Below are 24,264 nucleotides of genomic sequence, written 5' to 3' on the forward strand. Positions count from 1 at the left end.
CCACTTCCGCCCACCGTACCGTTAATCGCTCCTCCGGCGGTACATCCTGCGGAGGACGCACGGTCATGGCGCATCCGGCAACCCTGTACCGTCCACTGGCGGGCGGCCGGGTACAGTGCACGGCGTGCGCCCGGTACTGTATCATCCCGGCCGGCTCGCACGGATTCTGCTTCGTGCGGAAGAACGTCGACGGGCATCTCGAGCTCCTCTCGTACGGGAAGGCGGCGGCGACCCAGGTCGATCCGGTCGAGAAAAAGCCGCATTCGCACTTCCACCCGGGCGCCCGGGTCTTTTCGATCGGAACGGTCGGATGCAACTGGCGCTGCCTCTATTGCCAGAACGCGGAGATCTCGCAGGAGCACGAGGTCGGTGGTCGGCCGTTGTCGCCCCGGGCCGCGGTTGACGGGGCGCGCCGCTACGGCTGCGCCGGCGTGACGTTCACCTACAACGAACCCACGATCTTCATCGAGTACGCGCTCGACGTGATCGCCGAGGCGCACCGCGCCGGCCTCTTCGCGAACTTCGTCACCAACGGCTACATGACGCCGGAGGCGGTGGCCGCGCTCGGCCCCCACCTCGACGCGGTGAGCGTCGACTTCAAGGGCAGCGGGGAACCCGGGTTCATGCGCAAGTACATCACCGCGAAGGGTCCGGACCCGATCCTCTCCACGATCCGGGACCTGAAGGAGCGCGGCGTCCACGTGGAGGTCACCGACCTCATCGTGCCCCAGGTCGGCGACTCGGCGGACGCGACGCGACAGCTGGCCCGCTTCGTCGTCGACGAGCTGGGGCCGGCGACGCCGTTCCATCTGCTGCGCTTCCACCCGGACTACCACATGATGGATCTGCCCGAGACGCCGATCCCGACGCTCGAGCGCCTCCACGGCATCCTCAAGGAGGAGGGCCTCGAGTACGCCTACCTGGGGAACGTCTGGGGCCATCCGCTCGAGCACACGTACTGCCCCGCGTGCGGCGCGATCGCCGTGCGGCGCTTCGGCTTCACGATCCAGGCCTGGAACCTCGACGAGCAGAACCGCTGCCGCGCCTGCGGCCACGGTATCCCGATCGTCGGCCGGCTCGCCGAGGACTACGTGCCGACGTTCGCGACGCCGATCGCGTAGGCCGGGCGGAGGCCGGAGGCCCGCGGATCGCCTCGACCACGAGGTGGAGCGGGATCTCGGCCAGGAACGGTCCCTGCGGGCTCGCGCGGACCATCGTAGCGTCCGGCGCGGGTTCGTCCATGCGCCGGATCGCCAGGCCGGCCTCGGCGAGATAGGCCGAGTAGCTCGAGAGGGTCCGGTGGTAGCCGGCGGTCGTGACGACCCGATCGCCCGGGAGCCGCCAGGGGCCGTGCTGGCGATCCTCGCGGCGGTAACCGCTCACCTTGCGCCAGACGACGCTTGCGAGGCCCGTGCGCTCGACGACCCACCCCGAGCGATCGTTGAGGTCGAAGCACGGGTGGCAGATCGAGAAGACGAGCCGGCCGCCGGGCCGGAGGACGCGACCGACCTCCCGGAGCGCCCCCCGCGCGTCCGCGATGTCCATCAGCGCCATGTTGCACAGCACGACGTCGAAGCGCGCGCTCGCGACGCCGCGCAGCGCGGCCGCGTCGCGCACGAGGTATCGGATCCCGAGCGGTCGTGCCGCCTCGCGCTGCCGGGCGCGGGCGATGATCGGCGCGGAGGCGTCGACGCCCAGCACCTCGCGCGCCCCGGCCCGTTTGATCCGACGGGAAAGGTAGCCATTGCCGCAGGCAAGGTCGAGCACCGCCAGGCCCCGGACGGATCCGAGGCGACGCAGGACCACCGGGTCGATGAGGTGTCGGTGCCACAGGTCGCCCCGGTCGCCCTGCTTCGCGTCATAGAATTCGGCGAGCTGGGCCCAGGGAATGTCCGCCATCTCGATGCGCGGGCGAACGCACCCGGCACTTATCGCTGCCGGCGAGCGACCGGATCCGTCGTGAGGAGGGGTCCAACTGGCCCGGCCGAAGCGGGCGCCGGGGGTGCGCCGGCTCTCGACCGTCGGTTCGGGTCGGCGTTCCGCTGATCCGGCGCGGCGTTTCCCGGTCCGGGGGCGTCCGCACCGCCGCGGACCGAGCGACAGCGGTCGGCGGGACGGTGCACGCCACGTCCGCGCGGCGGTCTGGCGTGGACCGTTTCATTCCCTCCCGGATGGGTCTTACGGGGGCGCGGGCTTGCCAGCGCCATGGCCGAGACCGCGGACACGAAGACGCTGGAAGTATCCGGGGGCGCGATCGCCTTCGAGGACAGCGGTCGCGGGCCGGCGGTCGTGCTGCTCCACGAAGGGATCGCGGACCGGCGCATGTGGCACCGTGAGTTCGGGGCGCTCGCCCATGATCACCGCGTGCTCCGCTACGATTTCCGGGGGTACGGAGGCTCGCGCCCGGCGTCCTCCTCCTTCTCCCCGGTCGATGACCTGTTGGCGCTGCTCGATCACGCTCGCCTCGAGCGCCCGCTCCTCGTGGGCCCGAGCATGGGCGGAAAGGTCGCGCTCGACCTCACCCTGGCCCATCCCGATCGGGTCGGCGGTCTGTTGCTCGTCGCGCCGGGGTACTCGGGCATGGACTACGAGCACGTCCCGGGCGGAAAGGCGACCTTCGAGCGCGACGAGCGGCTCTCCCAAGCCGCGGTCGAGGCCTGGACCGCCGGACATCTGGAAGAGGCCACGGAGCGGCTGCGCGAGTTGTGGGCCTCCGCGCTCAGCGGTCGAGAGCTCGAGCTCTTCCGCACGATGGTCCGGGACAACGCGCCGGAAGTCTTCGAGGAGCGCTCCGGCCGGTTCGAGACGCGCGCGGGGCCACCGGCGGCCGGCCGGCTCGCGCAGATCCGGGTGCCGACCGTCCTGCTGGTCGGGGATCGGGACAATCCCGCGATGCCCCACCTCGCGAACTATCTCGCGCGGGGAATCCCCGGCGCCCAGCTAGAACTCGTCGCGGGCGCGGACCATCTGCTGAACCTCTCGAGGCCGGACGCGTTCGACGCCGGGCTCGCGCGCGCGATGGCTCGAGTCCGGGCCTGAGGTCGGCATCGGCCGCTCGTCGACGCGGCGCGGACCTCCGCTCGAAACCACCGACGACGGAAGCCAGGACCCAGGCGTGCCCCGCCCGGAGCTTGCCGGGCCGCCGCGGACGGAACGCGCCGGCTCGGGCGGACCGCCGGGGTGCGGAACGTCGGCCGCAGGGCGGCCTACACGGCGCGGCGCTTCCGAATCCCGGAGCGGCGGCTCGCCGGCCTATTCACCGGACGGGATCGCCGGAAGGAACGCTGCCCCGCCCGGCCGGCCGCTCGCGGCGCGTAGCGCTTGCGTCCGACCAGCAGCCCCCGACCCGAGGGCAACCCCTTGCGGAGGAAGCGGGCCGTCAGCCCGGCGCGACGCATGAGGGCGCACAACCGAGCGCGGGGGACCAGGAGCCCGAGGTCGACCTCCTCGAAGTGCTGCACCCGGCGGCCTGGCGCCCCGATGAGGTAGTGGAAGTGGACGAGCGAGCGCCGCCCCTGGCGCGAGGAGAAGGCCATCCGGACGACCGAGGCCGACGGGCTCTCCCGCGCCATCGCGTGCACGAACCCCGGGCGGAAGTCGGCCGGATCGATCCACGGCTCGACGATCACGATGCCTCCCGGCTTCAGGTGGCGCTGGAAGTTCGCGAAGGTGGCCCCGAGCTCGCGTTCGCTTCGCAGGTGACCGATCGCGCTGAAGAGGCAGCTCACGACGTCGAACTCCGCGTTCAGACGGAAGGTTCGCATGTCACCCACCTCGAGGCGGACCCCGGGCAGGCGTCGGCGCGCGACGCGCAGCATCTCCGGGCTGCGGTCGATGCCCCGGACCTCGAAGTGCCGGCGCAGGTAGCTGAGGTGCCGGCCCGTCCCGCACGCCACATCGAGCCATCGCCGGCCCGTCGAGCGCCGGAGCCGGCCGGCGAGGGCCTCGAGGTGACGCGCCTCCAGCGCGTAGTCCTTCCCGCCGACCAGGTCGTCGTAGTAGGCGGCCAGACGATGGAACATCAGCGGACGAGCGGCGGGCGTGCCCGCGCGTCGCGACTTCCGGCCGAGCTCGGATCGATTCACGGTCCCTCTGCTGGAGCGGTGCCGCGGCGCAGTCGCTCGAGCTCCTTACCGTCTGCTCCGAGCGCTCGCCCGCCGGACGGGTCGCTCCGGATCCCGCTCGAGCCACGGAAGCGCCCGGTCCGCAGCGCCGTTCTTCGGGAAAGGTTCCCGCTAGCGTGGTCCGGATCGCGGCCCCGAGGCTCGTCCGAGGCCGTACCGGCCTTGCGCCGCGGGCACGAATAGGATACTGACGCCGACTCCGCCCTCCCTTAAGACCGAGGCCCGCGTCCGCGGCGGCGCGGGTGAAGTGAGATGTCCGTGCGCTTTCAGATCGTGATCGATTGTCGGGATCCGGATCGGGTGGTTGCGTTCTGGTCGTCGGCCCTTCGTTACCAACCGGAGCCACCACCGGACGGCTTTGCCGGTTGGCGCGAATACTGGCAGAGCATGGGTATCGCCGACACGGAGCTCCGGGCGGTGACCGGTCCGGAGTCGATCGTCGATCCGAAGGGAGCGGGGCCGCGCATCTGGTTTCACGCGGTGCCGGAGGCGAAGACCGGCCACAATCGACTCCATTTTGATATCAAGGCGAGCGGGGGCCGCGAACTCCCGCTGGCGATGCGGAAGGACCAGGTGGAGGCGGAGGTGTCCCGCCTCGAGGACCTGGGGGCGACTCGACTCGAGACGCTGTACGAGGAGGGCGTGGACCACTACGCGGTCGCCATGCTGGACCCCGAGGGCAACGAGTTCGACATCAACTGAGGGCCGTCCTGCCCAAGGAGGAGGTCGCCCTCCGTCCTGTACAGGGCAAGGGGCGGCACCCCGACCCGGCGCGACGACCCTTCCCCCAACGGGAGGGTCTCCGAGCGCTCTCAAGATCCGCGTCCGAGGCCGGCCGGGCGCGGTCGATGGGTTCGCGTGACCCTTCGATCGGAAGCCTTCGGACCGATCCGGACTCGCGGCCGGGACGCCTCCGGACCCGACGGCCGCCCTCCGGTCCGATCCGATTTCGGGCCCACCTGCCCCTGCGCACGGGCCCGGCATGCGTCGAGGCGGCCCGGAAATGCTCAAGCGAGATCCGTCTAGAGGATGGACGAATCCCAGGGTGCCGGGGCCAGAACTAGCCCTCACACTTCGGATCCGGGACATTGCCCGGATCCACTATCTGCCACCGAGCCGTGTGAGCCGCTCCTCGGAGGGATCGCAGCCACCTGAGGGCCCAGTCGCCACCCCTCTACCGCGGTCAAACTCGGTCACGGGGAACGATGGGACGCATTCGGGAGCTCCCGCGCGAGCGGGAGATCTCCCGTAACGTGGGCTCATCTCGGAGTCAACGCCGACGACCGCATCGAACCGTCGGAACCCTGCGCATCCTGAACGCCATTCCGTTTTCTCTTCGAACCGGCGATCGGCCGGAGTCCTGGTCGCCTCCTTCGGCACTGGTACCAAGGACGAACTAATCGAGAGCAGCGCGGTCGACGGCCAGCTTTCCATCCTTCCACACCTTGAGGACGTGCTCCGGCTCACCGAGGACTGCAATCCGCTTCAAAGGATCTTCTCGGAGGGCAATCACATCCGCGGCGAAACCCGGCTGAAGCCGCCCCGATCTGGGTGCTTGGGGACCGAGAGTCATCGGACCCAGCGCCGTGCTGGATCGGATGGCCTCCAGCGGCGACATCCCCATCTGCTCGACCATCAAGGCCAGCTCGTGGCCGTTGCGGCCCCAACGGAGCGGGCCCACCTCGCCGGAGAGGCCGATGTCGGTCCCCATCGCGATGGGGACCTTCTTCCGAACCGCCAGCCGCATGGCGCGCTGAGCCTCGGCGGAGACCTTCCGTCCCTTCTCAAGCTTGTGCTCCGGCATTCCTTCTCCCGCTCCCGATGTCGCGAGGGCCTGGACCGAGAGGGTGGGGACCAGGATTGCCCCCTTCTCCACCATGAGATCGGCGGCCTCCTCGTCAAGATACGTCCCATGTTCGATGGTCCTGGCTCCGGCTCGGAGCGCCGCCATAATGCCGGCCTTGCCATGACAATGCGCCGCCACAATTCGCTCGGCCCGAGCGGCCTCGTCGACAATCGCCCGTAGCTCCTCGTCAGAGAACTGCTGATGCCTTGGATCGTCGAGGTCGCTCATCACCCCTCCGGAGGCACAAACTTTGACGACGGAAGCGCCCAATCGAAGTACCTTCCGCACCGCGAGTAGACACTCGGGAACGCCATCACACGGCCCCGGCAGTTCGAGCTGGTGCCGCAGATAGTTCACGTACTCGATCGGGAAGGCGTGCGCATCTCCGTGCCCGCCGGTGGTGCTGAGGATCGTACCCGAGGCGTAGATCTTCGGACCGGGGATCGAGCCTTCGTTCACACCGCGGCTGAGGAAGATGCCGAGTCCTCCGAGCTCGCGAATCGACGTGAATCCGGCACGAAGGACCCTCTCGGCATCCGCGACCGAACGTATGAGGGCCACGGGATGCGAAGTGTAGATGGTTTCCTCCATCGAGAGCTTGCGGCGCCCGGCGAAGTGAGTGTGACAATCCCATAATCCGGGCATGACCGCCGGAACCGACACGGTAGTGTCCGAAGGTCCGGCGGCTGGGGACCCCTCTACCGGTCCAGCATAGGTGATCGTTGGCCCTTCAATTATCACACAGCCGCCCCGAATCGGGTCACCCGATCCGGGGATCACGACGTCCGCCTCGATCCGAATGCCCATACCGGCCTGAGGCCTTCGGCGCGGTAAATCCTTGGCCGACGCCGCATGGAGCGGTTCGTATCAGACACTGCCCACGGTGCGGCCACGAATGAAATGCGGTCTTCGCCAACCGCGGGTAAGCTCCACGTGACTTGGTCGTCCCACGCCCGGCTCAGAAGAACTCGCTGGTTTCCCGTGGCGACGGGCGCTCCTTTGCTCGAGAACGCGCGACGCGCCGGCCCGAGTCGAGATGTCTGCCGGGGCCAGGATTCGAACCTGGGAACTCCTGCGAGAGCAGATCTTGAGTCTGCCGCCTTTGGCCGCTCGGCCACCCCGGCGCGCTACTCCGAAGGAGCAGCGGGTCATTATTCCACCGGCGACTCGTCGTCCTCGAGCGCATCGAGTCGGTCGTCATCCCCCGCGTCGTCGACTAGCGCCGGCTCGTCCGGTGTGGCGGTCGGCGGACCAACCTCGAGCGCGCCGGACGGCGCGCGCACCGGTCCGCGGAGGCGCGTTCGGCGGGCGCGTCCGCACGCGAGACAGGTCCGCACCCGCCGGCCGGCCCTCAGGCGCGTGCGCACGGTCCGTCCCTCGATCCAGTACGTCGAGCAACCGCGGCAGTACAGTTCTCGGAATTCCGGGAGGAGACGGACGTTGTAGCGAGTTCCGATGCGACGGGCGAGCCGGACGTACCGGTCGGCCAGGGCCGGCCGTCCCGCCGAGGCTTCGCTATCCGCCAGCGCGAAGAGCGTCGTGACTCGCTCTCGCGCGATCCGGACCATGGCCGAACTTCGGCGTCCGCGCCGGCCGCCCCGCCTCACGGTGTTTGCGGTTGCTGGCATACCGGGCAGTACACGGCGGCGCGAGAGATGATCGTGCCGCAACGGATGCAGTACTTTCCACTCGGCGGAGGCGGCATCGCCGGCGTCGCCGCCGCGATCGTTCCGGGCGCGAGCGGGTACGCCCCGGGGCCGGCCGAGGCGGGCGGCGGCGGGATCGGCACCCCGGGCCGAGCGGGCGCGGCCGCGACGGGCGCGAGCCGGGGCGGGGGAGGCGGTGGGAGGCTCGTGTCGACCTGCGGCAGGGTGTAGCCGCACTTCGGGCAGAAGAGCGCACCATCCGCGGCGAGCTCGCCGCAGTGCTGGCACGCCGGCACGTCGGGGGCAAGGTTAATGGCGTATATCATCGTCCGTGCGGCCGGTGAGACCCCGGTCGGTAGCGCTGATCACCCGGGACCCGGTGCTCTACAGCGAGCTCGCGGGTTTTCTGCGGGAGCGCCGCCTTCCGTCGGTGAGCCTCCTGCCCGGGCAGCGTATCCCGGACCGGGTCGCCGTGGTGCTGACCTCGCGGGCCGAGGCCGCGTCCATCTCTCATCCGAACGTCCTCGCGGTCGCCGAGGATGGGGATCGCCGCGCCCTCAGCGCCGCTGTCTCGCACGCGCTGGAGCCCGGCCGCTCGGAGGAGGAGCTCGTCGTCGGCCTCGATCCCGGTCCCCGGCCGGGGTACGCGATCCTCTCGGGCCGCCGATGCCTGGGCGAGGGAGTGCTCGAGTCCCCCGAGGCGGCCGGCCCGTTCGCCGTCCACCTGCGGCGGCAGTTCCCGTCGCGTCACGTTGTCTTCCGCGTCGGCTCGGGCGACCCGCCCCGACGCAATCGTCTCGTCAACGAGCTCCTGGCCCACCACCGCTGGGTGGAGCTCGTCGACGAGCAGGGGACCACGCCCCGGGGCCACCGACGGCCGCGGGACCCGGCGGCGGCGCGATCGATCGCGGCCGGGCTCGGACGGGAGGTCCGCGCCGCGCTCCCCACGACGTTCACGCCCGGTGAGGTCGCCAACCTCCAGCGACTCAGCCGGGAGGGGAGCGGCGGGCTCGTGACGATCCCGCGCGCGTCCGCCCACCGCGTTCTCCGAGGCGAGATCTCGCTCGCCGACGCGGTCGCCGAGACGATCGCGCGACGTGGGCCAGGGGGCCCCACCGCGGGGCGGGCCGCCGAAGCGCGCTCGCGCGGAGAACGGCTTTAATCCACACCGCGGTCGCGCCGGGCGTGACGCTGCCGCCGGACCTCGCCACGCGGGCGCGGCGGCTGGCGCTGGAGAACGCGATCGCGCACAGCGACGCGCCGCGGGCCGGGCCGATCGTCGCGCGCCTCCTTTCCTCCGAACCCGCGCTGCGCTCGGAGGCGGCGGCGGTCACCACGCTGGTCGATGGGCTCGTCGCCGAGGTCGCCCGGCTGGCGCCCGAGGCGCGCGCGGGCGAGCTCGCGAGACTCGGAGGACCGATGGCTGCCCCTCCGCGGGAGGCCCGCCACGAGGGCGCGGACTTCCCGGAGCTGCCGGGGGCCGAGTCGGGCCGGGTCGTGCTGCGGATGGCCCCGTTCCCGAGCGGTGTCCTGCACATCGGCCACGGCCGGATGCTCTTCGCGCACCAGTACTACCGGGAGCGCTACGACGGCCGGTTGCTCCTCGTCTTCGACGACACCGTCGGCTCGGAGGAAAAGCGCGTCGAGACCGAGTTCTTCGACCTCATCCTCGGCGACTGCGAGCTCGCGGGGGTCCGCCCGGATTCGGTCGTCTACAAGTCGGACCGCATCGCGCGATTCTATCCGTGGGCCGAGCGGGTCATCGAGCGGGGCCGCGCCTACGTCTGCCGGTGCGCGCCCGAGCTGCTCCGCGAGCGGCGGGCGGCCGGCGTCGCCTGCCCGGAGCGCGGGCAGACGCCCGAGGAGGCCCGGGCGGAGTGGGATCGGATGCTCGCGGGGGAGTTCGCCCCCGGCGAGGCGGTGCTGCGACTGAAGACCGACCTCGCCGACCCCGATCCCGCGTTCCGGGACCGCGTGCTGTTCCGGCTCAGCGATCTCGACCACCCGCGCGTCGGTCACCGATTCAAGGTCTGGCCCCTGCTCGAGTTCTCGTGGGCCGTGGACGACATTGAGCTCGGGGTGACCCATGTACTCCGGGGCAAGGACCTGGTGATGGAGGACCGGATGCAGCGGTACATCTGGGACCTGCTCGGGATCACCGGTCCGCCGTTCGTCCACTGGGGGATCCTGCGGGTGCGCGAGGCGAAGGTCGCGAAATCGAAGGCCTACCGCGAGGTGAAGTCCGGTCTCTACGACGGGTGGGCCGACCCCCGGACCTGGTCGTTGCGCTCCCTCGACCGTCGCGGGATCTCGATGGAGTCGCTGAAGGCGTTCATCCTCTCCTTCGGAATGAGCCTCGCCGACATCGAGGTGCCGGCCGAAACGCTCTACGCGGAGAATCGCAAACGCATCGACCGTCTGGCGATCCGACGGGCGTTCGTCGCGGATCCGGTCCGGCTCGAGGTCGATGGCTTCCCCGAGGACCTGCGGACCGCGCGCCTGGCCAACCATCCGGACCGCCCCGAGCTCGGAACCCGAGAGGTCCCCGCCGGACCGGCGTTCTTCCTGGCCGCGACGGACCTCGCCCCACGCTCGGGCGCCGAAGTGCGCCTCAAGGACCTCGCCAACATCCGACTGCCGGAGTCGATCCCGCCGGTCGGCGGCACGCTGCGCGCGCGGTTCACGGGCCGGGAGAACCGCAAGCTTCCGCGACTCCAGTGGGTCGGAGCGGACGGCGCGGTGCCGGTCGATCTGCTCGACGTCGAGGGGGCGCACCGCGCCGGGCTCGGTGAGCATGCCCTCGCTGCCGCGCTCCCGGGCGAGATCCTGCAGTTCGAACGCGTTGGCTTCGTGCGCGTCGAGCGCGACCAGGTGCCGGGTGCGTCCCCGATCCGGGTCGTCTTCGGACACCCGTAGGGGCGGCGGCCCCGATCCGGGCGAAGGTTTAGATGGACGAGCCACGGCTCCGGGGCTAGGAGGGGGCCGTGCGGTTCCTGCACACCTCGATCACCGTGCGCAACATGGCCGAGAGCCTCGCCTTCTACACCGAGGTGCTCGGCCTCGAGTTCGAGCGGCGACGCACGATCCCCGAGAACCACGCCGAGATCGCCTTCGTTCGCGATCCGGCCTCCGGGGCGCGGATCGAGCTCACTCACTGGGACGGGAAGGACGCGTTCGAAGCGGGCGAGCAGCTCGACCACCTCGCCTTCGAGGTCGCGGAGATGGACGCGTTCCTGATGCGGGTCCGCACGAAGGGCGTCCGCGTCGCGAAGGAGCCGTACCGCCTCTCGGGCGGCTCGTCGCGGATCGCCTTCCTCCTCGATCCCAACGACGTCTGGATCGAGCTGATCGAGCGGCCGCACTCGGCCTGATCGCAGCCGTGGTCGCCCCTGCTGCGCCGATCGACGAGACCGTCCACCGCCGGTCGCTCGGCGCCGTCTTCGGTGCGACGTTCTTCGTTCGCTTCGCCTTCGGCATCACCCTCGCGGTGTTCGCGACCTACATCGCCGGCCACGCGAGCGGCAACCTCAACGCGAACGATACCGCGACGGTCGGGCTCGTGACCGCGATGGCGTCGGTCGGGGAGTTCTCGACGGTCCTCGCCTCGGGGATCGTCGCCGACCGGATCGGTCGCTTCCCCGTGCTCTTCGGCGGGATGATCACCGCGGCGGTGCTGTTCGCGCTGGTCGCCACCACCCGTTCGCCGCTCGCGCTCGGCGCGATCGATTTCGTCTTCGGGATCGCGAGCGGCGCGATCCTGGCCGCGAGCCTCGCCGTCATCGCCGACCGCTCGGGGAGCGGCGAGCGCGGCTTCGAGATGGGGCGGTTCGATGCGATGAACCTCGCCGGCTGGCTCGGCGGCTACGCCTTCGGGATCGCGATCCTCGGGACGCTCGCCGTCGGGGAGCTCGGCCTCGTTTTCCTCGCGGGGGCGGCGATCCTGCTCGTCGGCCTGCTCGTCGCGCTGGCGCTCGTCCGCCACCTGCCACCGGGGCCGGCATTCCCGCGATCGTCGCCGGCGGAAATCTTGGGCCAGGCCTTCCGCCGCAACGTGCTGCTCGTCACGCTGCCCTGGCTCGTGATCTACATGCTGATCGGCTACGTCCTGGTCTTCTTCGGCTCCGCGGCGAAGAGTACCGGCTATCCCCTGACCTGGATCGCGGCGGGGATCGCCGTCGCGAGCGTCTTCCTCGTGCTCTCCCAGCCTCAGTTCGGTCGCCTCGCCGACCGCTTCGGCCGCATGCGGCTGATGACCGTCGGCGTGACCGGATTCGTCGGCACGATGACTTCGGCCGCCGCGCTGCTCGCCTACGGGCCGTCGATCCCACTGATCGGCGCCCTCGGGGTGAGCGCCGTCGCGGCGCTGGCCTACGGGCCCGCGGCCCTCGCGGCGCTCGCCGATCTCGCCCGGACGATGAGCCGGGCGACGACGATGGCGATCTACTCGCTTACGATCTCGCTCGGGATGGTCCTGGGCCTCGTCGGGGCGACGCAGCTCACGGCGCGCTGGGGGAACCCGGGGCTCTTCGTGTTCTTTGCCGGCATCGCCGTCGCGCTCGTCGGCCTCACGTTCGCGCGCTACCGGGACCTGCGTCGCGTCGGACGCGCGTCCGCTACGACTCCGGCTCGATGACGATGTGGCGCAGGATCGGGTAGGCCGAGCGCAGGGTGTGCGTCACCTGGTCGATCGCCGCCTCGATCTGGTCGGTCGTGAGCCCATCGTGGAAGTTGATCTTCAGCGCGAGCAGCGCGTCGTCGGGCCCGAGCAGCATCGACTGGAGGCTCCGCACCTTCGCGACGTTCGGGTTCTGCTCGATCAGCGCCAGCATCCGACGGCCGTACTCGGGCGCGAGCGCTCGCCCGATGAGGTACTCGCGGCTCTCGGCCGCGAGCACGAAACCGGTCCCGAGGAGGATCAGGCCCTCCGTGGCCGCCCCGATGCCGTCCGGGACCGCGCTCCCGGTCTGGTGGACGAGGAAGAGGCCTAGGAAGGCCGCCGCGCTGGCGCCGGCCGTGACGACGTCCTGGTAGAAGATCGACTTCAGCCCCTGGTTCGCCGACTCCAATAGCGCGGAGAGGGTGACCCTGCCCAGGCGCAGCTCGCGTAAGGTGACCAGGATGCTCGCGATGCTGACGCCGAGCGTGGCGGCGACCACCGCGAGGGCGTAGAGCACGTGGACGATCGGCCGGGGCGAGACGATCTGGTCGATGCCCTCCGTCAGCGCCAGCACGCCCGCGACGGTGAACGTGATCACGATCGAGACGAACGCCCAGAAGAAGCGCTCCTTGCCGCGTCCGAACGGGTACTCGTGCGAGGCGGGTCGCCGCGACAGATACAGCCCCCACAGGAGCAGGCCGCTCCCGACGATGTCGGTGATCGTGAAGATCGCCTCGGCGAGGACCGAGCGGCTGCCGGTGAGTACGGCGACGGACAGATTGAACAGGAAGAGGGCCGCGTTGAGCAGGAGGGTGGCGATGATGATGACCTGCGGTCGCATCGAACGCCCGGACCGGCCGGGGTGCCCACCTACCGACGGCCGAAGGTTAAGGGTTCCGGCCGCCGCGCGCCGCCGCGGACCCGCGCCGGTGCGCGCCAACCGTTAAATCGGCGCGCCCGGTCGAGCGAGAGGGGTACGCCGTGAGCGAGTCCGCCGCGCGTCCGCCGACGGCCGATGCGGCGCCCGGTGGCGCGGCCGCGCGCGGCCGGCGCTATCCGCGCCCGCCTCTGGGACAGCTTGGCCTCGGGCCGGGCAAGCGCACGCGCCTCAAGCGGCTCCTCTACGACCACGGACCCGGAGGAGGGACGCTGCTCGTCCTCCCGATCGACCAGGGGCTCGAGCACGGGCCGGTCGACTTCTTCGCGAACCCGGAGGCGCTCGACCCGCGCTATCAGTACGAGCTCGCGCGGGAGGGCCGCTTCAGCGCGATCGCGTTGCACGTCGGCCTCGCCGAGAAGTACTTCCACGAGTACGCGGGCGACGTCCCGCTGATCCTCAAGCTCAACGGCAAGACGGCGATCCCCTCGGACGCGGAAGCGTTCAGCCCGCTCACGGGCACCGTCGAGGACGCGGTGCGCCTGGGCGCGGACGCCGTCGGCTACACGATCTACGTGGGCTCGCCGAGCCAGGACCGGGACCTCCGCCAGTTCACCGAGGTCCGACTCGCGGCCGAGCGCTTCGGGATGCCGGTGATCGTCTGGGCCTACCCGCGGGGGGAGGCGGTCGCAAAGAAGGGCGGGAAGGAGAGCCTCTACGCGATCGACTACGCGGCGCGCGTCGCGCTCGAGCTCGGGGCCGACATCGTGAAGGTGAACTATCCGGTGGTCTCGAGCAAGGACGCGGACAGCCCCCCGCCGTACAACTCCCTGCGGCTGTCGCCGACGGAGGCGTTCCGCAAGGTCGTCGAGAGCGCGGGCCGTGCCCTGGTCCTCGTCTCGGGCGGCGAGAAGGTCGGCGACGAGGACCTCGTCGAAAAGGTCCGCTCCTCGATGGACGCGGGCGCGACGGGGATCATCTTCGGGCGGAACCTCTGGCAGCGGCCGAAGGTCGAAGCGCTCCGCCTGACCCGCGAGCTCCATGCGATCTTTCGGGAGTACGCCCAGCCCGCCGCCTAGCGGGGCGGTCCCGCTCTTCCTCGTCCTCGTTGGGGACGACCATCCGCGCGCGTGCACGGGCCGGCGGCTGGTCCGCCACGGCCTCGTCCGCGAGTTCCGGGCCCGCGAGCGCGGGGGGCCGGCCCCCGTGCTGCTCGACCCGTACGCGCCCCGTCCCCTCAGCCCGGCGGACGCCCCGCGGGCCGAGCGGGCCGGGATCGTGGCGGTCGATTGCTCCTGGAACCGGCTCGCCGACCGGGGCCGGCTCCTGCCGCCGGCGGCGCCGGGGTCGTCTCCGCTCGCGCGCCGTCGCTTGCCGCTCCTCATCGCCACCAACCCGCAGCACTACGGTCGGCTGGCGGAGCTCAACACGGTCGAGGCACTCGCCGCGGCCCTCGCCCTGACGGGCCGTCCCCGGGAGGCCGAACGCCTCCTCGCCGGCTTCCGCGGCAGCGAGCAGTTCCTCGTCGTCAATGCCGAGCGGCTGAGCGCCTACCGGGCCGCGACGAGCGCGGAGGAGGTGCGCGCCGCCGAACGGCGGCTCTTCGGGGGCGCGCCCGCCTAGTCCACCGGGGGGTAGCGCTGGCCCTCGGTGGGCAGGTGCTCGACGCGCAGCTCCGCGACCGAGGAGAGCGGGCGATCGAGCGGGACGTGCGCGACGATGACGCCTCCGAATCGCTCGAAGACGCGCGTGGTGTGGAGCGTGAGGCACCGCTCCCCGTAGAGCGGCCGGCCGGTGAGGTCCGGGTCGTGGCCGCGCAGGAAGAGGCTCAGGTGCGCCTGAGCCAGGAACGAGGCCAGTTCGCGTGCCCCCCAGGCGTCGGAGACGCCGCGCCGGCTGCGCGAGGCGTCGCACTCGGCCCAAACGAGCTCGGCGAGACGCTCGTCGTCGAGGTGCTCGAACGACTCGCGCCAGTTGGGGGCCAGCGCCCCGCGGGGGAAGCCAGCATGCGCGAAGTAGACGCCGTTCGAGCTCGTCGCGGCGAGGGGCCCCCGCTCGAGCAGGGCGAGCAGTCGAACGTAACGACGGACCTGCGGGCCCCAGAGCTGGTCGACCTCCTCGGGCAGCGTCTGCGGGATGACCGGGATCCGGCGCGTCGTCTCGTGGTTGCCCTGCAGGAGGAACACCCGATCCGGGTATCGCGCCACGAGCCCGAGCAGCCGCAGGGCGTTCGCGACCGAGCCTTCGCCGCAGTCGGCCGGATGGCGGTCGACGTAGTCCCCGAGCCCCACGAGGCACCGCGGCCCTCCGCCGTCTGACAGGAAGCGCCGTTCGATCTCGAGGGTGGACCGCCAGTCCCCGTGCGTGTCCCCGAAGACGATCGCCTCGGTGAACCCGAGCGACGGGATCGCCGCGAGCGCGGGGCGCACCGGGACCTTGCGCTCGAGGCGGTCGAGGAGGCGGTCGGCGTCCTCCGGCGACGACCGCAGCACGTCCGGTGGGTTGGGCAGATCGTCCATGCGAGGCTCGCGATCAGACGGGCCGTCGGGATGCGGGGGGCCGGAGTTTCCGGCGAGCGGCCGACGCGGCCGCTCGGCCCTTTGAACCGGCGCATGCCCTGGGCAACAGGGTCCTAGGCCCTGCCTCGCTGGCCCGGTCCGCGCGCGCGGACCGTTTGGCCGAGCTGGAGCACCCCCGCACCGGAAGTGGAACGCGGCCCGCGAAGTAGCCCCGGCAGGAGTTCCGGCCGGCGGGGTCGCGGACCCCCGCGGCGTTCGAACCTGCGTCGCGAGATCCAGAGTCTCGCATGATTGGCCACTACACCACGGGGCTACGCGTCCACGAGCCGGGGTCGATTGATAAACGTTGCCGCGCGCGGGCGCCCCCGGCGCGCGACCGGACGCCGGTCACCGCCGGCGCACCGTCCTCTCCAAATAGCCGTGGGCGGTCCGACCCCGGTCCGCGCAGCGGAGGGCGCATGGCCGAGTCAGGCACGATCGCCCCCACCGAGCCGCGCGTCCGGCCCGCGCCCGATCCGTTCCGCCCGTCCGCCTGGCGCTCCGCACTCCTCTACGCCGCGATCCCGCTCGTCGTCGGGCTGAGCATCGCCGCCACGGCGGCCTCCTCGCTGGGGAGCTTCGCCGCGTACCTGCCGACAGCCGGCCTCGACGTCAGTTACTCGTTCCTTCGGATGAGCGCGGCCTACGCGCTGTCGCTCGGCTTCGCGCTCGCCTACGGTTACTACGCGGCCACCCACCGCACGGGCGAGCGCGTCATGATCCCGATCCTCGACATCCTCCAATCGGTCCCCATCCTCGGATTCTTTCCCATCGCGATCGTCTTCTTCGCCTCGCTCACGCCGAACAGCTGGCCGGGCCCGAACCTCGCCTCCGTGTTCCTCATCTTCACGTCGATGGCCTGGAACATGGTCTTCGGCGTCTACGAGTCGCTGAAGACGCTGCCGGCCGAGCTCAAGGAGGCGGCGGCGACCTTCCGGCTGCGCGGATGGCTCCTCTTCCGCCGGGTGCTCTACCCGGCGACGATCAACCGCCTCGTCTACAACACCGTGCTGTCGTGGACCGCCGGCTGGTTCTTCCTGGTCGAGGCGGAGATCTTCACGACGAACTCGTCCTCGAGCTCGTCGATCCTGCCGGGCATCGGCAGCTACCTCTACTTCGCGTCGCTCAACCACGAGACCGCCGCGTTCCTCGCCGGGATCCTGGTGCTCGTCATCGTGATCGCCGCGCTCGACTTCGCGGTCTGGCGACCGCTGAGCAAGTGGGCCGAGCGGTTCCGCTACGACACCTCCCCGAGCGGTGAGGTCGAGATCGGCTCGTCCAGCGTCGCCGGCGCCGCCCCGAACCCGTTCCGCCGGGCCGCGGCGTACGTGACGCGGGGCGTCCGCACCGGCGTCACGCGGATCAGCACCCCGCTCGTCCAGCTCGCGGCCATCACGGTCCGCCCGGCCCGCCCGGACAGCCACCGGCGCGACTACGTGAACGTCGTCGCCGTCGGCGTGATCCTCGTCGTCGCCTGGCTGATGCTGATCGCGATCGTCGTCGGCGTCTACCACGTGTTCTCCCACCCAATCGTGCCGAGCGTGCTCCGCTCGATCGAGCTGCTGCCGCTCGCGATGGGCGCCTCGGCCCTGCGCGTCGTCGCGGCCTACGCGCTGTGCCTGGCGATCTCGCTGCCGCTCGCGCTGTACTTCGCCCGTCGCGGCCAGAGCTCGCGCGTCGGGATGCCGATCGTGGAGGTGATCGCTTCGTTCCCGGCGACGGCGCTGTTCCCGGTGATCATCTTCGAGCTGATCCCGTACATCTCGGCGGAGGGCGCGGCGGTCCTGATGCTGATGACCGGCATGATCTGGTACCTGTTCTTCAACGTCCTCTCCGGCATCCGCGGCCTGCCGCCCGACCTCGAGGAAGCCGCGCGGTCGTTCGGTATCCGGGGCCGGGCGTTCCTGACCCGGGTCCTGCTGCCGGGGATCTTCCCGGCCCTCATCACCGGTTCGATCACGGCGTTCGGGGGCGGATGGAACACGCTGATCGTCGCGGAGTACCTCACCGGCAGCGGCGCGCACACGCTCAGCCTGTTCGGGATCGGCCAGGCGATCGACCTCGGCTACACGCTCCCGAACAACGAGGGCTGGCCGCTGATGGTCGCCGCGATCCTCACGCTCGTCGCGACGGTGGTCGCCATCAACGAACTCATATGGAAGCCGCTCTACCGCCGGGCGGTCGACAAGTACCGGTACGATTGACCGGTCCCGGACCGGGTCGGGCGGAGCCTGCGATGTCGCTGATCCAGGTCGAGCATGTCGACAAGTCGTTCGCGGGCCGCCACGGCTCGATCAGCATCATGCAGGACATCTCCTTCGACGTCAAGGACTCCGACTTCCTCGCGATCGTCGGCCCGTCGGGGTGCGGTAAGTCGACGCTGCTGCGGCTGATCCAGGGGCTCGACCGGCCCAGCGCCGGCCGGATCCTGTTCCGCGACGCGCCGGTGACCTCGGTCTGCTCGAAGATGGCGATGGTGTTCCAGAGCTTCGCCCTGTTCCCCTGGCTGACGGTCGCGCAGAACGTCGGCTTCGGTCTCGAGGCCCTTGGCTGGGCGCCCGATCGGATCCACAACCAGGTGGAGCGATACATCTCGGTCACCGGCCTCGACGGCTTCCAGGAGGCCTACCCACGCGAGCTGTCCGGCGGGATGCGCCAGCGCGTCGGCCTCGCGCGCGCGCTCGCCGTGGAGCCGGCGGTGCTGCTCATGGACGAGCCGTTCAGCGCGCTCGATCCGCTGACCGCGGAGGGCCTCCGCGAAGAGGTGCTGCAGCTCTGGCGCGACCCCGAGCTGCCGCCCGAGGCCGTCCTGCTCGTCAGCCACAACATCGAGGAAGCGATCCAGCTCGCCGACCGCATCCTCGTGCTCTCGCGCCGTCCCGCGCACCTGCTCGCCCAGGTGCCGGTCGATCTGCCCCGACCGCGCGACCGAAAGAGCAGCGCGTTCTACGAGCTCACGGACCGCGTCTACTCCCTGATCACCGAGGGCGGCGCCGCGTCACCGGCCGCCAGTGCATCGCAGAGCGACGCCGCCGCGCGACAAGCCTTATAGGAGGTCTCCCGGTAGGTGGAATCCTCCGGATTCGGACGTGCCGACCACCTATCCCAAGTGTAGCCCGACCGAGATGCAGGGCCTCTTGGTGCTGCTCAGCGGCCACAAGGGCTCCGAGGACGTCGCGCTGCTCGCGGACGACCTCGACCTGGAGATCGACGAGATCCTGCCGGCCCTCGACTTCGCGAGCGTGCTGGGCCTCGTCCGCGTCAAGGACGGGCGGGCGACCTTCACCGAGCTCGGCCAGCGCTACCTGGGCGACTCGATCCGCGAGCGCAAGTCCCTCCTGCGCGAGCAGCTGAAGAGGACGACGCTCTTCCGCACGCTGCTGCGCGCGCTCGAGAGCGCGCCGGACCACCGGCTCACCGACGAGCAGTTGACGCAGCTCGTCTCGGTCACCTCCGCCACCGCGGACGAGGCGGTCCAGAACATCGTGAACTGGGGTCGCTACACCGGCCTCGTGCGCTACGATCCCGAGGAGCACGTGCTGATCGCGGTCCGCGCCCCGCCGTCCGCGCCCAAGCCGCCGGCGGGCAGCCGCCCGCCCCCCTCCGCCGCCACGCCGCCCCCGGGCGGGCCGGCCGGCGGCCGCAAGCCGCCGACGCGCGGCCCGGGCCAGGAGCCCGAGAGCCCGCCCCTCGCCACGGTCGTGGCCTAGCCCGCACGATCTTCGCGCGCTCCGGCGCGCCGGACGCTTCGCGCCGGCCGATCGTTTTCCAAAGCGCTTAAGGCGGGGCTCGACTCCCCGCCCGCGCGGGCACGTAGATCAGCGGAAGATCGCTGCTTTCGCAAAGCAGAGGTCGGGGGTTCAAATCCCCCCGTGTCCATCCTGGGTGGTCCCGCGACGACCGGATCGAGGGCGGCGGATCCACCTCCACCGAGGTCAGCGCGGCGGATTGCGCGCCCCGGCCGCTCGCCCGTGGCTCGCGGTCCGGGCGGCGCGCGGCTCACGGGTCCGGGCGCGGCCGGTCATCCTTCCAAGAATATCCACAGAGCGCGAGGACGTCCCCATGCCCGCGCGCGATCTGGCTCCGAGCGAGCGAGGGGGTGGGATGGAACACCAACTCACGCCAAGCGGGCGGGCGACCGAGTTCGCTTTCCGGCAGGTCCAGTCGAAAAACGAAATCGATGTCCCAGTGCAGACCCGACTCCGGATCGATCATGGAAGGATAGGTCTCGGAGAGGACATCCGGACCGCGCAGCCGATGTGGCGGGAGCCCTAGTTGCTCGAGCGCGACTCGCTCCGCGCCATCCTTCGGTGACTCCCACTCGAGCAGGTGGGACGCGGGCAAGATCCACCGGTCGTCCATCGCCGCGATGTGTTCCGGCTCCAGGCTCGCCATGGACTCCCACGGAGCTCGAGGGTCCGGACGACCGAGAAGCACTCGCTCGGGCTCGCCCGGCGGAGTGGCGATGAGGAATACGGACAGGCAGATGCCTCCCTCGGGAACGGCCCAGAAGTGCCGTCCCCGAATGTTCCTCTCGGAAGGTCGATAGCGCGCAAATCGAGCTCTTGCGCCGGGCGCGGCGTTCACCATGACCCGCCCGAAGACCTGGGTCCGTTAACCATTAGCTCGGCGCGGAGTAGGACGCACCACCGGACGCGGTGACCGGCCGATCCGGGATCGTTCCTAACGCCCTCTTCGACCGGAGGCCGCCGGCTCACCGTGCTGGGATCGCTGACATGCGACCCCCGAGGTGGATCATCATCAGCGGTTGCCCACCACCGCTACCGGGCCCAGCATGACCGCAGCGTGGCTCATCCCGCGCGCTTCCGGTAACCCACCCCGAACTCTGATGGCAGGTTGGGTCGTACCGGCTCTTGAGAATCCCTGTCGGGGTGCGGTATGGAGCTTCCGAGAGATTCGGCCCGCAGCGGCACGGCGGTCCAGCTCGTCCTGGCGTCCGGGCTTCCCTCCTACCATCCCGTCCCTCCGGCGCCGGGCTGAAGAGTGGGCTTCCTGGCCCTTCCGTTCGGAGGGCCCGCCCTGTTCTTCCTCTACGTGGGCATCGCTGGTTTCCTGCACCGGTGCGTAGTGGTGGGCGCCCTGCTCACCGGGTTCAGCGGCCTACTGCTCGTGGGCACCGCGCTGCTTCTGCTCATTGGCTGGGTGCCTCGGCGGCCCGCCTATCCGACGCGGCTAACGGCGGATGCTCCCGGCCTGGGGATCGAATGCTCGTCCGGTCTCGTCCGTGTCGTGGATTGGCGAGGAGCCCGCGCGACGGTCTACCTCATCGACGCCGGAGGCTCCTTGCCTTCGGTGCTCGGTTTGGCCGGCATCCGGCCGGACGTACTGCTCTACGCGTTCCCCCTCCTCGGCCCCGTGCCCCTCAGCGGGGACGAGGCCGGTCACGTCACCGCTGCCGGACAGCGAGCGGGGCTGGACGCGGTCACCCGCCCCCTCGGCGATCTACGGGAGATCCCTGCCAGCGCTCGAGAGGGGCTGCCGGACACGGCCCGGGTGACGATCCTGAGGCGCCCACGGCTCCTCGAGCGCCTCTGGACCTCGGCGCGGAACCGAGGAAGTAGCGGGAGCGCGGCGCAATCGCGGATGGCTCCGCGACGCGCCGGCGCGAGCACCGGTCTACTCGGGAACGCTACCGTCCTCGGAACGGATCTCCGGCACGCATCGGATCGGGAAGTTCAGCGAGCTCGCGATGAAGCACTTCTCGTGCGCCGCCGCGTGGAGTCGCCGCGCGGTCTCGAGCGACCCCTCCCGCACGGTGACCTCGGGCCGCAGGGTCGCCTGCGTGAACCGGCCGCCGCCGTCCGGGTCGAGTTCGAGCGTCGCCTCGGCGTGGTCAACGTAGCCGCTCACCACGACGCCCGAGGTCGAGCAAAGGTGCAGGTACCAGAGCATGTGGCAGGAGGCGATGGCCGCCACCAACAGGTCGTCCGGATTCAGCCGGGAGGGATCGCTGCGGGGGCTGAGTCCCGACGTGAGCCGCAGGGTAGGTCGGCCCTCGACCTCGGCGGTGTGGTCGCGGGAATAGCCGGCGTATTCCCGGGTGCCGTGCCCGAGGTCACCGGTCCATCGGATCGTGACGCGATAGTCGTGGGTTCGCCGCGCCCGGGTGGACTCGGTCGCGCGGACCTCGGCGGGGCTCACGCTCGCTCCGTTCCAGCGCCGGGCGCCTCCGACGCCTCGGCCTCGCGTCGGAGCCGGGGAAGATTGGCCGACCAGTCGCGCGGAGGCGCGACGCCCGCCTCGCGGATCTCGGAGAGCAATCGGCGGACCATCCCGTCGGTCCATAGGCCGCGGACGTCCTCGCCGTCCCCGGCATCGCCCGGGGACGGCTCCCACACGTACACGGGATCCGGGATCTCGCCCTCCCCACGGATCGGAACCATGGAGCCGTGCGGGCGGATGCAGATGTGGACGCCGGGGTGACCGTCCCGGAAGATGCACCGGGCGTTCTCCGAGCGGAACTCGCACTGGCTCGCCGGACCCGCTGGCACGTCCCGCGCCTCCCGCGTCCCGAGGCGAGCGCCGATATATGCCTCCGGTCATGTCATAACGACCCGAACGCTCGCTCCGGTATGCCCAGCGAGCCCGCGCCCGCCCTACGCCCGCTGACCCCGGCCGAGGCCCGGGTCATCCTGCACGCCGGCACCGAACCTCCGTTCTCGGGCGAGTACGAGCACGACCACCGTCGCGGCACGTACGTCTGCCGACAGTGCGGCGCTCCGCTCTACCGGTCCGACGACAAGTTCGATTCGGGCTGCGGCTGGCCGAGCTTTGACCAGGAGATCCCCGGGGCGGTCGAGCGACGGCCCGACCGCGACGGCGAGCGGGTCGAGATCCGCTGCCATCGCTGCGGCGGCCACCTCGGCCACGTGTTCGAGGGCGAGCGGTTCACACCGAAGAACACGCGCCACTGTGTGAACTCGATCTCGCTCCTCTTCGTCCCCGCCGCGGTCGGTTCCCCGTAGCCCGCGGGTGGCCGCCGCTTCAGCAGAACGTTATGCGCGGGCAGCGACGTGGGGGCCACGCCCCATGGTGAAGGTCGTCGTCCAGTCGATCGAGAACGGTCCGAACCTCGTGCTCGTCGACGGCAAGGCACAGGTCGCGCTGTGCCGGTGCGGCCACTCCGAGCACAAGCCGTTGTGCGATGGGTCGCACCGCCGGGTCAGCTTCCGCGCGGCCGCCGCCCAGACCGTGATCCTCGAGTAGCGACGCGGACCGACTCCCCGCCCGGCCCGGGCGCGAGCACGCCGACGAGCAGCCCTCGGTCGCGCGTGAACCCGTGGGCGAGATATCGGCCGCGAAGACCGGCGCGCCGGAACGACCGCAGGTACTCCGGGACGGAGTACAGGGCGAGGTCGTGGTGCTCCACCCAGTAGCGGACGCCCTGCGGGGTCCCGATGAGATGGTGCATGTCCATGATCGCGCGGTCGCCCCTCCGCTCCGAGAGATTCATCCGGGCGATCGGTTGGTCCGTCGAGCCCAGGAGCTGCGCGTGCACGGTGCCCGCCCGATAGCGGTTGGGACGGACGAACGGCTCGACGATCGCGACACCGCCCGGGCGAAGGTGCCGCGCGAAGTTGCGCAGGGTCCTCTCGAGCTCCCGCGGGCTGCGCACGTAGCCGATGGCCGAGAACAGGCAGGTGATGACGTCGAAGCGCCGACCGAGATCGAACCGGTCCATCGGCGCCTGAGTGAACCGGAGGTCGGGTAGCTTGGCCCGCGCGACGCGGAGCATGCGCTCGTCGCGATCGACACCCTGGGTCCGGAAGTGGCGCGCGAGGTGGGCCAGGTGGCTTCCCGTACCGCAGCCGACGTCGAGGAGCGTCCGGGCGCCTGGCGGCCCGAAGCGTCGGACGAGGGCGCGCAGCCGCTGCGACTCGGACCGGTAGTCCTTCCAGGCGTAGATCGAGTCGTAGAGGCGCGCGGAGAACGTGTACGCCGCGGCCGGTGCCGAGGAGCCGCGTCGCGGACCGGCCATCGCGTCGGGCTAGCGGCCGCGCATTATCAACGAGACTCCGGCGCTCGGCTCACTCGCGCGGCCGACGGCGGCGGCGCCGCGGATCGTCCGGACCCCCGCGGTCCGGCCCCCCGCGGGCCGCCGGCCCCCGATCCCCTCCGAACCGGGGCCGTCCCCGAGAGAAGCCGCCCGGACGCCGTCCGTAGCGGGGCGGTCCTCGGGGCGGATATCGGCCTCGCCCCTCGGAACGTGGCCCATCGCGACGCGGCGGCAAGGTGAAGCGATTCCCGCAGGCGGCGCACTCGCCGACCAGGTTGCCCTCCTCGTCGGTGGAGAAACTGAGCGGCGAGCCGCACTGACGACAGGGCCGGCCCGGTGGCGGGCGGGCGGGGCCGGACCGAGGCTCGAATCGGGGCCGATATCGCTCGGGGCCGCGTTCCGCTCGCTCGCCGGCGGCCGCGTCGTCGCGAACGAAGCGGGCCACGCTCTCGCACTCCGAGCAGTGCAGCTCGAGCGAACCGTCCTCCTGCGGCTCGATCACGAGGGCCGAGCCGCACTCCGAGCACTCGAGGCCGGCG

24 protein-coding genes, 4 tRNA genes and 1 pseudogene are annotated in these 24,264 nt (G+C 71.0%); 15 read left to right on the forward strand and 14 right to left on the reverse strand.

Going from position 1 to position 24,264, the window contains the following annotated elements:
• The first annotated feature begins 65 nt into the window (after positions 1-65).
• Positions 66-1,121 carry an AmmeMemoRadiSam system radical SAM enzyme gene (gene amrS / locus VEL82_01300; GenBank protein HXW66511.1) on the forward strand — a complete coding sequence of 352 codons (1,056 nt, stop codon included), beginning with the start codon at positions 66-68 and terminating at the stop codon, positions 1,119-1,121.
• A gap of 139 nt (positions 1,122-1,260) precedes the next feature.
• On the opposite strand, the pseudogene VEL82_01305 reads toward amrS, so the two are convergent.
• Positions 1,261-1,899 (reverse strand): annotated as a pseudogene (locus VEL82_01305) (class I SAM-dependent methyltransferase).
• A 306-nt stretch (positions 1,900-2,205) separates the two neighbouring features.
• On the opposite strand from VEL82_01305, the gene VEL82_01310 reads away from it, so the two are divergent.
• The gene (locus VEL82_01310) at positions 2,206-3,039 is read left to right on the forward strand and encodes an alpha/beta fold hydrolase (GenBank protein HXW66512.1); all 834 of its coding nucleotides are present in this window, start codon (positions 2,206-2,208) and stop codon (positions 3,037-3,039) included.
• Between the two features lie 167 nt (positions 3,040-3,206).
• Here VEL82_01310 and VEL82_01315 read toward each other — a convergent pair whose 3' ends face one another.
• Positions 3,207-4,022: a class I SAM-dependent methyltransferase gene (locus VEL82_01315; protein HXW66513.1), complete on the reverse strand. Its 816-nt coding sequence runs from the start codon at positions 4,020-4,022 to the stop codon at positions 3,207-3,209.
• A 354-nt stretch (positions 4,023-4,376) separates the two neighbouring features.
• On the opposite strand from VEL82_01315, the gene VEL82_01320 reads away from it, so the two are divergent.
• Positions 4,377-4,826 (forward strand): VOC family protein, encoded by a 450-nt coding sequence (locus VEL82_01320; GenBank protein HXW66514.1) that lies wholly within the window; start codon positions 4,377-4,379, stop codon positions 4,824-4,826.
• Positions 4,827-5,520: 694 nt separating this feature from the next.
• Here the strand turns inward: VEL82_01320 and VEL82_01325 are convergent.
• The 4 genes from VEL82_01325 to VEL82_01340 all read right to left on the reverse strand — a co-directional run bounded on the left by VEL82_01325 (position 5,521) and on the right by VEL82_01340 (position 7,912).
• Entirely contained in the window at positions 5,521-6,777 is a 1,257-nt protein-coding gene (locus tag VEL82_01325; GenBank protein ID HXW66515.1) for an amidohydrolase family protein, read from the reverse strand.
• 234 nt (positions 6,778-7,011) lie between these two features.
• Positions 7,012-7,094 (reverse strand) — tRNA-Leu (locus VEL82_01330).
• 27 nt (positions 7,095-7,121) lie between these two features.
• Positions 7,122-7,538, reverse strand: coding sequence for a ribonuclease P (locus VEL82_01335; GenBank protein ID HXW66516.1), 417 nt, complete (start codon positions 7,536-7,538; stop codon positions 7,122-7,124).
• Between the two features lie 35 nt (positions 7,539-7,573).
• Positions 7,574-7,912: a zinc-ribbon domain-containing protein gene (locus VEL82_01340; protein ID HXW66517.1), complete on the reverse strand. Its 339-nt coding sequence runs from the start codon at positions 7,910-7,912 to the stop codon at positions 7,574-7,576.
• Positions 7,913-7,956: 44 nt separating this feature from the next.
• Between VEL82_01340 and VEL82_01345 the strand changes: the two genes are divergently transcribed.
• The 4 genes from VEL82_01345 to VEL82_01360 all read left to right on the forward strand — a co-directional run bounded on the left by VEL82_01345 (position 7,957) and on the right by VEL82_01360 (position 12,249).
• On the forward strand, positions 7,957-8,778 hold the full coding sequence (locus VEL82_01345; protein HXW66518.1) for a hypothetical protein: 822 nt from the start codon (positions 7,957-7,959) through the stop codon (positions 8,776-8,778).
• Between the two features lie 23 nt (positions 8,779-8,801).
• Positions 8,802-10,532, forward strand: a complete 1,731-nt coding sequence (gene gltX, locus VEL82_01350; GenBank protein ID HXW66519.1) for a glutamate--tRNA ligase — start codon at positions 8,802-8,804, stop codon at positions 10,530-10,532.
• Between the two features lie 68 nt (positions 10,533-10,600).
• Complete coding sequence (locus VEL82_01355) at positions 10,601-10,987, forward strand: VOC family protein (GenBank protein HXW66520.1); 387 nt, start codon at positions 10,601-10,603, stop codon at positions 10,985-10,987.
• A gap of 8 nt (positions 10,988-10,995) precedes the next feature.
• Positions 10,996-12,249, forward strand: a complete 1,254-nt coding sequence (locus tag VEL82_01360) for an MFS transporter (GenBank protein ID HXW66521.1) — start codon at positions 10,996-10,998, stop codon at positions 12,247-12,249.
• Here the strand turns inward: VEL82_01360 and VEL82_01365 are convergent.
• Positions 12,230-13,114 carry a cation diffusion facilitator family transporter gene (locus VEL82_01365; protein ID HXW66522.1) on the reverse strand — a complete coding sequence of 295 codons (885 nt, stop codon included), beginning with the start codon at positions 13,112-13,114 and terminating at the stop codon, positions 12,230-12,232. The genes VEL82_01360 and VEL82_01365 overlap by 20 nt on opposite strands.
• 227 nt (positions 13,115-13,341) lie before the next feature.
• On the opposite strand from VEL82_01365, the gene VEL82_01370 reads away from it, so the two are divergent.
• Positions 13,342-14,229, forward strand: a complete 888-nt coding sequence (locus VEL82_01370; GenBank protein HXW66523.1) for a fructose-bisphosphate aldolase — start codon at positions 13,342-13,344, stop codon at positions 14,227-14,229.
• Positions 14,192-14,773 (forward strand): DUF367 domain-containing protein, encoded by a 582-nt coding sequence (locus tag VEL82_01375; GenBank protein HXW66524.1) that lies wholly within the window; start codon positions 14,192-14,194, stop codon positions 14,771-14,773. Before VEL82_01370 ends, VEL82_01375 begins: the two co-directional genes overlap by 38 nt.
• Here VEL82_01375 and VEL82_01380 read toward each other — a convergent pair.
• From VEL82_01380 to VEL82_01390, 3 genes are all read right to left on the reverse strand, one after another.
• Positions 14,770-15,669, reverse strand: coding sequence for a metallophosphoesterase (locus VEL82_01380; GenBank protein ID HXW66525.1), 900 nt, complete (start codon positions 15,667-15,669; stop codon positions 14,770-14,772). The genes VEL82_01375 and VEL82_01380 overlap by 4 nt on opposite strands.
• 31 nt (positions 15,670-15,700) lie before the next feature.
• A tRNA-Leu gene (locus tag VEL82_01385) sits at positions 15,701-15,848 on the reverse strand.
• Positions 15,849-15,875: 27 nt separating this feature from the next.
• Positions 15,876-15,982 (reverse strand) — tRNA-Gln (locus VEL82_01390).
• A gap of 145 nt (positions 15,983-16,127) precedes the next feature.
• Between VEL82_01390 and VEL82_01395 the strand changes: the two genes are divergently transcribed.
• The 4 genes from VEL82_01395 (at position 16,128) to VEL82_01410 (ending at position 19,587) form a co-directional block, all read left to right on the forward strand.
• Entirely contained in the window at positions 16,128-17,912 is a 1,785-nt protein-coding gene (locus tag VEL82_01395; GenBank protein ID HXW66526.1) for an ABC transporter permease subunit, read from the forward strand.
• 32 nt (positions 17,913-17,944) lie between these two features.
• On the forward strand, positions 17,945-18,760 hold the full coding sequence (locus VEL82_01400; protein ID HXW66527.1) for an ABC transporter ATP-binding protein: 816 nt from the start codon (positions 17,945-17,947) through the stop codon (positions 18,758-18,760).
• Between the two features lie 37 nt (positions 18,761-18,797).
• Positions 18,798-19,418 (forward strand): AAA-associated domain-containing protein, encoded by a 621-nt coding sequence (locus VEL82_01405; GenBank protein ID HXW66528.1) that lies wholly within the window; start codon positions 18,798-18,800, stop codon positions 19,416-19,418.
• Positions 19,419-19,515: 97 nt separating this feature from the next.
• Positions 19,516-19,587, forward strand: a tRNA-Ala gene (locus VEL82_01410).
• A gap of 120 nt (positions 19,588-19,707) precedes the next feature.
• Here VEL82_01410 and VEL82_01415 read toward each other — a convergent pair.
• The 3 genes from VEL82_01415 to VEL82_01425 form a co-directional block, all read right to left on the reverse strand.
• Positions 19,708-20,103, reverse strand: a complete 396-nt coding sequence (locus VEL82_01415) for a hypothetical protein (GenBank protein HXW66529.1) — start codon at positions 20,101-20,103, stop codon at positions 19,708-19,710.
• 1,242 nt (positions 20,104-21,345) lie between these two features.
• Positions 21,346-21,870: an OsmC family protein gene (locus tag VEL82_01420; protein HXW66530.1), complete on the reverse strand. Its 525-nt coding sequence runs from the start codon at positions 21,868-21,870 to the stop codon at positions 21,346-21,348.
• The gene (locus VEL82_01425) at positions 21,867-22,220 is read right to left on the reverse strand and encodes a hypothetical protein (protein HXW66531.1); all 354 of its coding nucleotides are present in this window, start codon (positions 22,218-22,220) and stop codon (positions 21,867-21,869) included. Before VEL82_01425 ends, VEL82_01420 begins: the two co-directional genes overlap by 4 nt.
• An 81-nt stretch (positions 22,221-22,301) precedes the next feature.
• Between VEL82_01425 and VEL82_01430 the strand changes: the two genes are divergently transcribed.
• Both VEL82_01430 and VEL82_01435 read left to right on the forward strand, forming a co-directional pair.
• Positions 22,302-22,694, forward strand: a complete 393-nt coding sequence (locus VEL82_01430; protein HXW66532.1) for a methionine-R-sulfoxide reductase — start codon at positions 22,302-22,304, stop codon at positions 22,692-22,694.
• Between the two features lie 64 nt (positions 22,695-22,758).
• Complete coding sequence (locus VEL82_01435) at positions 22,759-22,935, forward strand: CDGSH iron-sulfur domain-containing protein (protein ID HXW66533.1); 177 nt, start codon at positions 22,759-22,761, stop codon at positions 22,933-22,935.
• Here VEL82_01435 and VEL82_01440 read toward each other — a convergent pair.
• Positions 22,892-23,707: a methyltransferase domain-containing protein gene (locus VEL82_01440; protein HXW66534.1), complete on the reverse strand. Its 816-nt coding sequence runs from the start codon at positions 23,705-23,707 to the stop codon at positions 22,892-22,894. The genes VEL82_01435 and VEL82_01440 overlap by 44 nt on opposite strands.
• Between the last annotated feature and the right edge of the window lie 557 nt (positions 23,708-24,264).

The organism is Thermoplasmata archaeon (assembly GCA_035622275.1).
Taxonomy (GTDB): Archaea; Thermoplasmatota; Thermoplasmata; order Lutacidiplasmatales; family UBA184; genus Lutacidiplasma.